A 12,063-nucleotide genomic window follows, 5' to 3' on the forward strand; every position below is an offset into this window, starting at 1 on the left:
CGTCAGACCGACTGGAGGCGACCGAGTTTCATCGCACGTTCGAACGCTCGCCGTTCGGCGTAGTTCATGCCGCCCCACACGCCGTGCGTCTCTCCGGTGCGCACGGCGTGCGCTCGGCACGCGTCGATCACCGGACAGGAGCGACAGACCTCCTTCGCCTGCCGCTCGGCCCGGAGCACCGCACCGCGGCCGTCCTCGGGCTGAGGGAAGAACATCGACGCGTCCACCCCGCGGCACCGCGCCGCGACCACCCAGTCACGGTCGCCGGATCCGTACATCGCCGCCTCCTTGCCCATCGGGTCATCGCGGACCCGCACTCGTCGAACGAGTGTTTGTACGGCCATTTTTCGGTACCCGGCGGGGATCGTCAATCCTTGAGCAGCGCGGATCCATCAGAATCGACGATGGCAGTCGCTTCGGATACCTATAAGCACCGGACGCTATGGCCGCACATTTGGCGAGCGGGCGAGGCCGAGCGGACCAGCGGGGCGGATCAGCCGACGATGCCGGCCTTCTTCAGACCCGCGATCTGCTCGTCGGTGAGCCCGAGATCGGCGAGCACCGTGTCGGTGTGCTGACCGAGACCCGGAACCGCACCCATCGGCAGTTCGACGTCGCGGAAGTTCATCGGCGGCAGGATGCCGCGCACCGGACCCGCCTCGGTCTGCACCTCACGCCAGCGGTCGCGCGTCGCGAGCTGGGGGTGTTCGATGAGCCCGCGTAGATCCCGCAGCTGCGCGGCCGGCACACCGGCGTCGGCGAGCTTGCCGTCGAGCTCCGCACTGGTGAATTGCTTGGTGGCCTGCCCGACCAGCGCATCGACCTCCTCGCGGCGACGCACCCGCTCGAGATTGGTGGCGTAACGCGGATCGTCGCCCAGTTCGGGCATGCCGAGCACATCGGTGAGCGTGCGCCAGCCCCGATCGTTCTGCACGCCGATGAGGATCTCGCCGTCCGAGGTGGGGTACTTGTCGTACGGCGCGATCGACGTGTGCGACAGACCCATCCGCGGCACCTGGCGCCCCTGATACATCTGCAGGTACATCGGATAACCGAGCCATTCGGCGGTCGCGTCGAACATCGACACGTCGATCGTCGCGCCGACACCCGTGCGGTGCCGGCGCAACAGCGCCGCCTGGATGGAGGTGAGCGCATACATGCCCGCGGCGATGTCCGAGGTGGGGATGCCCGTCTTCACCGCAGTCTCGGGCGTGCCGGTGATCGAGCACAGGCCGGTCTCGGACTGCACGAGCATGTCGTAGGCCTTGCGGTCGCGCATCGGTCCGTCGGTGCCGTAACCGGACATGTTGACCACCACCAGTTCCGGGTGGTCGGCACGCAGGTCGTCGGCACCGAGTCCGAGACGCTCCACCGCGCCGGGAGCGAGATTCTGCAAGAAGACGTCCGCACCGCGGATCAGCGCCTTCACCGCATCGATGCCCTCGGGAGCCTTGAGATCCACCGCGAACGATTCCTTGCCGCGGTTGAGCCAGACGAAGTGTGCGGCCAGGCCGTGCACGGCACCGTCGTAGGCGCGCGCGAAGTCGCCGTCGCCGACGCGTTCGACCTTGACGACACGGGCTCCGAGGTCTGCGAGATGGCGCGTCGCGAGGGGCGCGGCGACCGCCTGTTCGAGGCTCACCACAGTGATGCCCTCCAGCGGCAGGCCGGCGGAAACCTCCACCTCGGTCCGATCGGTTCGGTCGCTCGTCACCTGATGTCCTTTCGCGTTCGCGGTTCCCCCATCCGGCGTCGCTGCATGTCTACCAGGACGAACACGGACTCCTCAGTAATACCTCTGCGGTATCGATTCGAGTCCTATTGGGTATTGGACTGGAAATCCGAGCCCTGCCACTCTCTGTTGAGACGCAGACCACATTCCACCCGCCTCGTCCGGGGGCGTAGCAGACGGAGGGCGCATGAGTTCGTCCACACCCACCGATCAGGAGATCGCGAGGAAGGCCCGCAAGGCCGGTATCGCCTCCTTCATCGGCACCACCATCGAGTGGTACGACTTCTACATCTACGGCACGGCCGCCGCGCTGGTGTTCGGCCAGGTCTTCTTCTCGGACAAACTCTCGAGCGGTGTCGCGACCCTCCTCGCGTTCGTCACCCTCTGGGCCGGCTTCCTCGCCCGCCCACTCGGTGGCGTCATCTTCGGCCATCTCGGAGACCGCCTCGGACGCAAGAACACCCTCGTCATCACGCTCGTCATGATGGGCATCGCGACGGTGGGCATCGGTTTGCTCCCCACCTACGCGCAGATCGGAATGTGGGCGCCGGTCCTGCTGGTCTTCCTGCGCATCGTGCAGGGCGTCGCGGTCGGCGGCGAATGGGGCGGCGCCGTCCTCATCGCCAGCGAGAACGCCCCGAAGGGCAAGGGAATCCTGTATTCGGCGTTCGCGCAGCAGGGTTCGCCCGCCGGCAACCTGCTGTCGACGATGGCCTTCTTCTTCCTCGCAGCGCTGCCCACCCCGCAGTTCATGATGTGGGGCTGGCGCATCCCGTTCCTGCTGTCGGGCGTGCTGGTCGTCATAGGCATGGTGATCCGCCTCAAGCTCGAGGAATCGGACGCGATGAAAGCCGTTCTGGCACGCAAGAAGACCGTCAAGCTCCCGATCAAGGAAGTGCTGTGCAAGCACTGGGTCCTGGTCCTGCTCGGCGCCGGTGCACTGCCCCTCGCCCAGGTGACCTATTTCAAGAACACCTTCGCCCTGTCGTGGGCGACGAGCGAACTCGGTTACGAGCGTGGCACCTTCCTCGCGATCATCGCCATCGCCCTCGTCGTGCAGTTCATCGTGCAGCCGTTCGGTGCCGTGCTGGTGTCGAAAATCGACATGCGCAGGGCCATGCTCCTGATGATCGTCCCGGAGCTGTTCCTCATGCCGGCGATGTTCTTCGCGATCCGCACCGAGACCTTCGCGGTCGCCGTGATCGGTATGTGTCTCGCGACGATTCCGCACTCGATGTTCTACGGCGCGATCGCCGGCATCCTGGCCCGCGCCTTCCCGGCAAACATCCGGTACTCGGGCCTGTCGCTCGCCTACCAGCTGTGCTCGCTGATCGTCGGTGGTGGCACCCCGGTTCTCGCCCAGTACCTGCTCAACTCGTCCGGTGACGTCACCGGCGTGGCCATCGCGGCGGCCTGCTACGCAGCGGTTTCCCTCGTGTGCACCCTGGCACTGCTCGAGCGCACCGGATACGACCCGAAGGCACCCTCGGTCGCCGAGAAGTCCGACGCCGACGAACTCGCCCTCGAGCAGTCGGAGGCGGCCGAGCACGACCGCCGTACTCCGGGAACCGACGACACCCCACGAGATCGCGTCCATGCCTAGGACGGATCGCTCGCACTCGGGGCCGGCCGGCGCAGTCGCCGGCCGGCCCCGGTCAATCCGGAGTCGGCAGCGCTTCCTCGGAGAGGCGGAGAACCTCCCGCAGCGCGGCACTGTCGTCGTCCTCCCGCCACACGAGCCGCACGTCGAGCGGTTCGGGATGATCTGCGAGAGGAACGAACACGACCTCGGGGTTGATGACGTTCGCTGCGACCGACGAGACCGTCATCGAACATCCCGCCCCGGCCGAGACCAGGGCGATCAGCGACAGCGAATCCGGGGCGCTCTGAACGATTCTGGGCGTGAATCCGACGTCGTGGGCGATACGGAGCAACAGCTCGCGCAGCATCGATCCGGGTTCGGCGGGCAGCATCACCCACGCCTCGTGCGCGAGGTCCTCGAGCCGGACCTGCTCACGGTCGGCGAGCGGGTGCTCCTTGGGCAGCGCCACGACGAGGTTCTCTCGGGCCACGACGCGCGACGCGATCCCCGGTGGGAAGAACAACAGGCGCACGATGCCGATGTCGAGCTTGCCCGCGGCGAGCTTGTTGAGCGCCTCGCTCGCGTACGCCGAACTGTCGAGCACGAATTCGATACCGGGATGAGTGCGCCGCACGAGCTTCGCCCACCGGCCCACGAGATAGTGCGAGGACGAACCGGCGAAACCGATACGGACCCTGCCGGTCTGGCCCGATCCCGCGGCGGTCACCGCCATCTCGGCCAGCCGGCAGGCGTCGAGGATGTTCCGGGCCGGCTCCACGAGCGCGCGACCGCTCTCCGTCAACCGCACGCTGCGGGTGTTGCGTTCGAAGAGTTCGGCTCCGAGTTCTTTCTCGAGCCTGCGGATCGTGCGGCTGAGCGGCGGCTGGGCCATGTGCAGCCGCTGCGCCGCGCGACCGAAATGCAGTTCCTCCGCCACCGCCAGGAACGCCTTCACCTGCTGGATCTCCACCCGTCGATTATTGCGCCTGCGGGCGCCTGATATCCGACACCGAATTACCGACCACACGGAGGACGACCGGGTATGCCGGACAAACTCATGACCCTGCGCGAGGCGATCGCCACCTATGTCGAGGACGGCATGACCGTTGCCCTCGAGGGTTTCTCGCACCTCATCCCGTTCGCCGCGGCGCACGAGATCATCCGGCAGGGCAGGCGCGACCTGACGTTGTGCCGCATGACCCCCGACATCATCTCCGATCAGCTCATCGCCGCCGACTGCGTGTCGAAGCTCGTCGCCTCGTTTTTCGCCAGCGGCTCGGCCGGGTCGCTGTACGAGATCCGCCGGCGCATCGAGAGCCACGACCCCGTCGCACTCGAGGTCGAGGAGTACAGCCACTACGGCATGGTCTGCCGCTACCAGGCCGGCGCGGCCGGGCTGCCCTTCTTCCCGCTGCGCTCGTATGCCGGCAGCGACCTGCCGAAGATCAACCCGAACATCCGGCTCGTCGAGGATCCCTTCAGCGGCGGCAGCGTCTACGTCGTGCCTCCGCTGAACCCGGACGTGACGATCATCCACGCGCAGCGCGCCGACCGCTCCGGCAACGTCCAGATCTGGGGCATCGCCGGTGTGCAGCAGGAAGCGGTCTACGCTGCGAAGAAGGCCATCGTGGCGGTCGAAGAGATTGTCGACGACGACGTGATCCGCTCCGATCCCAGCCGCACCCTCGTCCCCTCGCACGCGGTGGACGCGGTGGTGCTGAGCCCGCGCGGAGCGCACCCCTCATACGCGCAGGGTTACTACGACCGCGACTGCGCGTTCTACCGCCGATGGACCGCGATCAGCAAGGACCCCCAGCAACTGCGCACCTGGTTGAAGGAATGGGTCCTCACCACCGCCGATCACGCCGAATACCTCGAGAAACTGGGCGAAGAGTACTGGGCCGACCTCGAGGTCGCGCCGCGCCCCTCCGGGACCGTCGACTACGGGAGCCGAAAGTGACCACCACCGAAACCTTCTCCACCACCGAACTGATCGTCTCCGTCGCCGCGCGGGCCCTGGCCGGCAAGGCCCGGGTCTTCGCCGGGGTGGGTCTGCCCACCCTCGCCGTCGACCTCGCCGCCCGCACGTCGAACCCCGACGTCGAGCTGATCTACGAATCCGGGGTCTGCGGTGCGCACCCCGAGGCGATGGCCGAGGGCATCGCCGACTCCGTCGTGGTCTCCGGCGCCGAATCCGTGGTGTCCATGGCGTCGCTGTTCGGGTACGTGCTCCAAGGCGGCAACGTCGACGTCGGGTTCCTCGGGGCGGCGCAGATCGACCGCGACGGCAGCCTCAACACCAGCATCATCGGCGACTGGGACAAGCCCACCGTGCGCCTGCCCGGCGGCGGCGGAGCCGTCGAGATCATGCCCAACGCCGGCGAGGTGTTCGTGATCATGCGACGCCACGATCCGAGTGCCTTCCCCGCCGAACTGGACTTCTGCACGACCCCGAGCCCGGTGCGCGCCCGTGAGGCGGGCGTCGGCATCATGCCCCGCGGCCGCGGGGTGACGAAGGTGTTCACCAGTCTGGGCGTGCTGTCGCGGCAAGATTCCTTCGACGAACTCGAACTGACCAGCATCCACCGCGGTGTCACCGTCGACCAGGTCCGCGCCGCCACCGGCTGGGATCTGAAGGTCTCCGACGAGCTGACGCTGACCGAGGATCCCACCGCCGAGGAGATCGACCTGCTGCGCAACGAGATCGACAAGGTCCGTCTGTATCTGCGGTGATCCCGTCGACGTGACCGACGTGGCGGCTGGCAGGATGTCCGCAACGGACGACGCCCCGGATCCTGCGAGCCTGCGCGCGTCCGGCGTGATGCTCGGCGGACGGACCGCCGCGTGATGCGGGAAGGCGGCACGTCATGCACGCGAGCACGATCCACGACCTCGTGGACGGCACGGTCGTCGCGGCTGTGATGCCGTTGACCGACCTCGCGCACAGGCCGGTGGCCGGACGCGATGCCGTCGCACTGCTCGACGAGCACGAGGTGTTCGCCGATCCCCCGACGGTCCTGCACCGGATCGCCGCTGTGCGCGAGCGCGGATTCGCCGTGGCGGTACGCATCGCGGAATCGGCGTCCCGCGCCACGGTCGTCCTGGCTCTGGTCGAGCCGGAGGTGGTCGTCGTACCGGCCGAGGCGCTCGTCGCATCCGACCTGCGGGCCGCCACTACCCTGCTGTCGTTGCGGGCCCACTGCGAGCGCACGAACTCCGTCGTTCTCGCCGAGGGCGTCGACTCCGACCTTCATCGCGAGGCGGCCCTCGCCCACGGTATCGATTTCGGTTGCGGTACAGCACTACACGTTGCGGAGGGTGAAGCCGGCCCTTCGTCGCCGCGCGGCGGGTTGTTCCGTGAACCCACCTGGAGTGCGCCGCTCGACGACGCGACCGCCGCGCCCTTCCGCATCCTGTCTGCCGGTCGGGAACGCGTGCGGAGCGGCAAGGGTCTGCTCGTGTCCATGAGCGCCGACCTCGAGGCGCGAGCCGGGGAGGCCGGACCCGACACGATCGCCCTCGGCACCTTCCAGCACCACGACCACTTCACCGGGGCCGCACGCAGACGATGGCTGTCGATGGCCGACACCCTCGCGCACGTCGCGGTCTTCGCGGTCGGGTTCGGCACGAGCACCTCGGGCCCGGACCTCGTCCCGATCGAGCCGCACGATCCCCTCGTCGACGAGTGGAACGTCATCCTCCTGGGAGAGTCGTTCGCGTGCGCGCTCTCTGCCCTCGACCTGCACCGTCGAACGGCCGGCGGCGAGCGGGAGTTCGAGTACGTCGTCTCCTACGACCGGGAGGCCGTCGCCCGCGCGGCGCGCGCGACCCTGTCCCGTCCCCGACCGGTCCCCTTGGAGGTCCCACCCTCGTCCTGAGCCGCTCTCCCTCGGGTCACCCCTCGAAACGCGCCAGGATGCTGTGGGCGCACCGGATCACGGTGCCGCGGTCGTAGGACAGCACGTAGCGGAACTCGCGGTCGAGATCCTCTGCGTCGGTGTGCATGTCGAGCGCGGCGAGTACGCACGCGAAGTGCGGACCGAGGACGACGACGTTCCATTCGTCGACGATCGGATCGTTCGGGTCCAACGGCGCGTGGTGTACCGCGGAGTCGACGTAGGGATCGATTCCGACGCCGTAGACCCCGGTGTAGGCGACCTGCTCGGCGAGCTGCGCCCATCGAACCCGGGAGGTCGGGGTGAAGTGCTCGGCGCGCTGGAAGGTGCCGAGCACGATCGTCTCCGGTCCGGCTCCCACCGCGTTGGTCTCGAGCAGCTTGCTCATCGACACCAGAAGTCGCTTGAAACTACTTGTGCGTCTGCGTCCTTCGGACGCCAGAGCGAAGGGAGTGAGTTCGGGGCCGCCGGGAACGGCCCGTCGCGGACGCAGCGATATCGGTTCGACATCCGAATCCGCTTGCGCGGCATCACCGGTCGATCCGACTGTCGGATACAGCGCGCCCATTCCGTATTCGGCGGCCAATCCCAGAGCGCGGCGGCGATGCAGTTCCGAATCGACGCCCTGCGCGATGACGACCGCGCTGCTGGATTCGATGTACGCGGCGACGGCGTGGGCAATCCTCGCCGTCGAGGCGTCGGCCGCACGCGCGATCAGGGCCGGCGACGTGATGATCACATCCGGTTCGACGAGCGGCAGCAGCGCGAGGGCCTGAGCACGCGCTCCCACACCGTCCACCGCGACGAGCATGCCGGCGGTGCGCGCCGCCGCAATGGTGCGCAGCGTCCTGGCAGGGGCGGCGATCAGCGCCTGCTCGGTGATGAGAGCGACCGTGGTCGGGCCCCCTCGATCCCCGAGCGCGCCGAGTTCGTCGAGCGAATCGAGATCGACGGTCACCAGATGCGGAACCGCCGACTCGGCTTGCCGTCCGGCCCTGCGCCACTTGATCCGGTCCAGTTCCGACTTCTGATGCATCGCCCGGGCGGCCTCGCTCAGAGCGGTCGCATCGTGCAACGATGATCCTCCCGGACCACGCAGTTGCAGTTCGACGGCGGACAGCGCACCGCTGCCGAGCCGATGGATGGGGGCGAGCTCCGTCTCCACGACGAGGCCGCCGAACGCGGCCTCCGCGTCGGCGGCAGCGTCGGCAGGAACAGCGCTCATGGATCCAGCATCGCATCTCCGGCCACCGATCGTCCGCTCGGGCCGACGGAGCCAGGAACATAGGATATTTTCGCAGCTCCGAACGCCTACGTTACAGAACCGTGATGTTTCGTTATCGTTCCGTTATGGAACGGGTGGTGGCGAAGCGACATCCGTCGGACAGGCTCTGTGCAAGCCCGAGGCGAGTTCTCACCGGACCCCGACGTTCTCACCACGACCCCAGCAGGCCGACCGTCTGCTCGTGATCCAGCCCGCACCGGACGGCACGAAATCCACGCCGACAGGAGACCGCAATGAGCACACGTACGAGCACCACCCGCAGGATCGTCACCCACACCGGCGCACTCTCACGAGTCGGTGCAGAGACGGTCGCCCGAGCACCGCGCTACCGTCTCGACGTCCACTCGCCCTCCCGTCGCTGCAGCGTCCTGCGGGCTAAGGGAGATCTCGACATGACCGCCCGAGCGGAGTTCGCCTCCACTCTCGGCGACCTCGCACACTCGGGCGACCACGTCGTCGTCGACCTGTCCGAGGTGACCTTCATGTACTCCGAGGTCGCCTCGATGCTCGCCGATGCCGTTCACATCCGGCCCGGCCGTTTCCACGTCGTCGCACCCACACGCCAGGTGCGCATGCTGCTCGACATCCTCGCTCCCGACCTCGACGTCACAGCCGATGCCGCACCCTGCGACGCGGGCACAGCACCCGCTGCCTGATCACAGCAAGGGGCGCGTGACGGCGTCCGGCCGGCGTGCAACCGACTGCTGTAGCAGTGCGCCCGCCACGTGCGCGCGTCGCGACACCTCGGACACGACTGCAGCATCGGATCCACCCACGACCGCGGCGACATGTGTGTGTGGGGGGGCGAACCCCATAAGGTGGTGGTAAAGGCCAATTCAAGCCCTCGGTTGTCAGGTTTGGCAGCCCTTACACTCTATCGGTGCTCAGCCCGTTCTTCCGCAAGGAACATCGTCGCGTGCGTTTCGTCCTCCATCTGGAAGACTTCGGTGACGCCCCAGCCTTGATCACCCAGCAGGAAACCGTCACCTACAGCGACCTGGCCGACCGAGTCCATCGGGCAACTGCCCGGCTGGGCAACACCCGCCGACTGGTGTTGATCGCAGGTGCCAACGAGATCGATGTTCTTGTCGTCTACCTTGCAGCCCTACTCGCCGGACATCCGGTTCTGCTGGCGCCGGGCGACCACCCCGCAGCCTTCGAAGGCCTGATCGCCGCATACCGACCCGACGTGGTGGTGCGCAGTATCGACGGGACCGTGACGATCGAGGAACGGGGTGACGGTTCTGCGCATGTACTGCACCCCGACCTGGCGCTGCTGCTGAGCACCTCCGGCTCGACGGGCTCCCCGAAACTCGTCCGCCTGTCCCATCGCAACGTGCAGTCCAATGCAGAGTCGATCGCGGAGTACCTCGACATCCGTAGTACCGACCGGGCAGTGACGACGCTGCCGATGCATTACTGCTACGGGCTCTCTGTCATCCACAGCCACCTACTGCGCGGAGCCGCAGTGATCCTCACGAGCCGCTCGGTGACCGACCCGGCGTTCTGGGAGCTGTTCCGAGACCACCGCGGCACCAGCTTCGCCGGCGTGCCCTACACGTTCGATCTGCTCGATCGGTTCGGATTCGACGAACTGGACCTACCCGACCTGCGCTACATCACCCAGGCCGGCGGTCGACTCTCACCGGATCGGGTCCGCGCCTATACGCAGTCGGGCCGTGAGCGGGGCTGGGATTTCTTCGTCATGTACGGGCAGACGGAGGCGACCGCACGGATGGCGTACCTGCCTCCGGAACTCGCCTCCGACTATCCGCAGTCGATCGGACGAGCTGTTCCCGGTGGATCCTTCCGGCTCGAGCCGATACCGGACGCTCCGGACGGCACCGGTGAACTGATCTACACGGGGCCGAACGTGATGCTCGGCTACGCGCACACGCCCGAGGATCTGGGTCTCGGGGACGTCCTCGAGGGTGAACTGCGGACCGGCGACCTCGCGCGGCAGATCGACGGCGGCGTGTACGAGGTGGTGGGCCGACGCAGCCGTTTCCTCAAGATCTTCGGGCTACGGATCGACCTGCAGCAGGTCGAGTCGACCCTCGCCGAACAGGGACTGACGGCATGCTGTGTCGGCGGGACGGACGACATGATCGTGGCGGTCGAGGGTGCGAGCGATCTCGAGGCGATCCGGTCCGCGAGCGCACGGGCCTGTGGTCTTCCCGTCGCGGCCGTGCGTGTGTGTCTCGTCGACGAGCTTCCGCGGACCGGCACGGGCAAACCCGACCTTCGGGCAGTGGCCGAGCTCGTGCACCACGCGACGCCCGATTCACCCGAGGCAGAGAGCACCGTCGTGGACACGGCCGCCCTGCGGACCCTGTATGCCGAGGTGCTGCACAGTGGGCAGGTCACCGACGACAGCTCGTTCGTGAGCCTGGGCGGCGACTCGCTGTCCTATGTGCAGATGTCTCTGCGGCTCGAGCGCATGCTCGGCTATCTACCCCAGAACTGGCACACCACCGCGATCAAGGATTTCGTGCCTACGCCCCGGCGACGATGGTGGCGGGCGGTCGAGACCAACGTGCTGCTCCGCGCTGTTGCGATCGTGCTGATCGTCGGTTCGCACATCCGGTTGTTCGGGGTTCTCGGCGGCGCGCATGTGCTGCTGGGGGTCGCCGGATACAACTTCGCACGCTTTCATCTCGCCACTCCCCGTACCGAACGGGTGCGGCATGTCCTGGGCAGCGTCGCCCGAATTGCCGTACCCAGCATGGTGTGGCTCGGCGTCGTGATCGCACTGACCGGGGACTATCTCGTGACCAGTGCGTTGTTGCTCAACGGCATTCTCGGCCCCGACGGGTGGACGCCCGAATGGCGGTACTGGTTCATCGAAGCGATCGTGTACATCCTGCTCGTAGTCATCGCGGTGTTGTCCATCCCGCTCATCGACCGTGTTGAGCGCAGGCACTCGTTCTGGTTCGCGATGGCCTTGGTGGGTGTGGGTCTGCTCCCCCGCTACCGCGTGATCGAGCTCGGGGACGGCAACAATCTGATTCTGAGCGCGTCGATGGTCTTCTGGTTGTTCGCCCTGGGCTGGGCTGCCGCTACGTCGACGACCGTGTGGCACCGAATGATCGTCACGGCGGTGATCGCAGCCACGGTGCCCGGATACTTCTCGGGTGATCTCCAGCGAGAACTTCTCGTCATCGGTGGGCTGGGCCTGCTGGTGTGGCTCGAGTCCGTTCCCTGCCCACCTGTGCTGAGCCGGATCGCAGGGGTGCTGGCGAGCGCGTCGCTCTACATCTACCTGACGCACTTCCAGGTGTATCTGCCGCTGCGAGAGGACCATCCCTGGTTGGCGTTCGCCCTGTCGATTCTGGTCGGCATTCTCTTCTGGCAAGCCGTGACGGTCACCCTTGCTCTGCGTCGACGGGTCGGTGCTGCGCGGGCGAAATCCGATCCGAATCCGGCCGGTACCAGCAGTGGTTCGCCCCCGTCCCACGCTGCGGAGATGCCGGGGAGATCCCCGGTGGCGTGAACTGTCACTGCTACTGGTTCGAAGATCCCGGGACGCGTGGTGTGCAGTCCTCGCCCCTGTGAACGACATCGATAA

10 protein-coding genes are annotated in these 12,063 nt (G+C 67.2%); 6 read left to right on the forward strand and 4 right to left on the reverse strand.

Translation table 11 applies throughout. The features are described 5' to 3' along the window. Nucleotides 1-2: 2 nt before the first annotated feature. The gene (locus tag KXC42_RS20735; protein WP_373922167.1) at nt 3-317 is read right to left on the reverse strand and encodes a WhiB family transcriptional regulator; all 315 of its coding nucleotides are present in this window, start codon (nt 315-317) and stop codon (nt 3-5) included. A gap of 176 nt (nt 318-493) precedes the next feature. Further along, nucleotides 494-1,714, reverse strand: coding sequence for a CaiB/BaiF CoA-transferase family protein (locus KXC42_RS20740; protein ID WP_219129519.1), 1,221 nt, complete (start codon nt 1,712-1,714; stop codon nt 494-496). A gap of 205 nt (nt 1,715-1,919) precedes the next feature. Here KXC42_RS20740 and KXC42_RS20745 point away from each other — a divergent pair, with 205 nt between their 5' ends. Next, complete coding sequence (locus tag KXC42_RS20745; RefSeq protein WP_219129520.1) at nt 1,920-3,335, forward strand: MFS transporter; 1,416 nt, start codon at nt 1,920-1,922, stop codon at nt 3,333-3,335. A 52-nt stretch (nt 3,336-3,387) separates the two neighbouring features. On the opposite strand, the gene KXC42_RS20750 is transcribed toward KXC42_RS20745, so the two are convergent. Continuing rightward, on the reverse strand, nt 3,388-4,284 hold the full coding sequence (locus tag KXC42_RS20750) for a LysR family transcriptional regulator (RefSeq protein WP_219129521.1): 897 nt from the start codon (nt 4,282-4,284) through the stop codon (nt 3,388-3,390). A 72-nt stretch (nt 4,285-4,356) separates the two neighbouring features. Here KXC42_RS20750 and KXC42_RS20755 point away from each other — a divergent pair, with 72 nt between their 5' ends. The 3 genes from KXC42_RS20755 (at nt 4,357) to KXC42_RS20765 (ending at nt 7,192) form a co-directional block, all read left to right on the forward strand. Then, the gene (locus tag KXC42_RS20755) at nt 4,357-5,274 is read left to right on the forward strand and encodes a CoA transferase subunit A (RefSeq protein ID WP_219129522.1); all 918 of its coding nucleotides are present in this window, start codon (nt 4,357-4,359) and stop codon (nt 5,272-5,274) included. Beyond that, complete coding sequence (locus tag KXC42_RS20760) at nt 5,271-6,047, forward strand: 3-oxoadipate--succinyl-CoA transferase subunit B (RefSeq protein WP_006553723.1); 777 nt, start codon at nt 5,271-5,273, stop codon at nt 6,045-6,047. The genes KXC42_RS20755 and KXC42_RS20760 overlap by 4 nt, the downstream gene beginning before the upstream one ends. A gap of 134 nt (nt 6,048-6,181) precedes the next feature. Further along, a complete protein-coding gene (locus KXC42_RS20765) occupies nt 6,182-7,192 on the forward strand; it encodes a DICT sensory domain-containing protein (protein ID WP_019290832.1) in 1,011 nt (336 codons plus the stop codon). A gap of 16 nt (nt 7,193-7,208) precedes the next feature. On the opposite strand, the gene KXC42_RS20770 is transcribed toward KXC42_RS20765, so the two are convergent. Next, nucleotides 7,209-8,435 carry an EAL domain-containing protein gene (locus KXC42_RS20770; RefSeq protein WP_019290831.1) on the reverse strand — a complete coding sequence of 409 codons (1,227 nt, stop codon included), beginning with the start codon at nt 8,433-8,435 and terminating at the stop codon, nt 7,209-7,211. A 293-nt stretch (nt 8,436-8,728) separates the two neighbouring features. Between KXC42_RS20770 and KXC42_RS20775 the strand changes: the two genes are divergently transcribed. Together KXC42_RS20775 and KXC42_RS20780 are read left to right on the forward strand one after the other, a co-directional pair. Beyond that, nucleotides 8,729-9,151: an STAS domain-containing protein gene (locus KXC42_RS20775; RefSeq protein ID WP_052039944.1), complete on the forward strand. Its 423-nt coding sequence runs from the start codon at nt 8,729-8,731 to the stop codon at nt 9,149-9,151. A gap of 224 nt (nt 9,152-9,375) precedes the next feature. Further along, nucleotides 9,376-11,988, forward strand: a complete 2,613-nt coding sequence (locus KXC42_RS20780) for an AMP-binding protein (RefSeq protein ID WP_373922168.1) — start codon at nt 9,376-9,378, stop codon at nt 11,986-11,988. Nucleotides 11,989-12,063: the final 75 nt, after the last annotated feature.

It is taken from the genome of Rhodococcus sp. LW-XY12, from assembly GCF_019317345.1.
GTDB classification, from domain to species: domain Bacteria; phylum Actinomycetota; class Actinomycetes; order Mycobacteriales; family Mycobacteriaceae; genus Rhodococcus; species Rhodococcus pyridinivorans.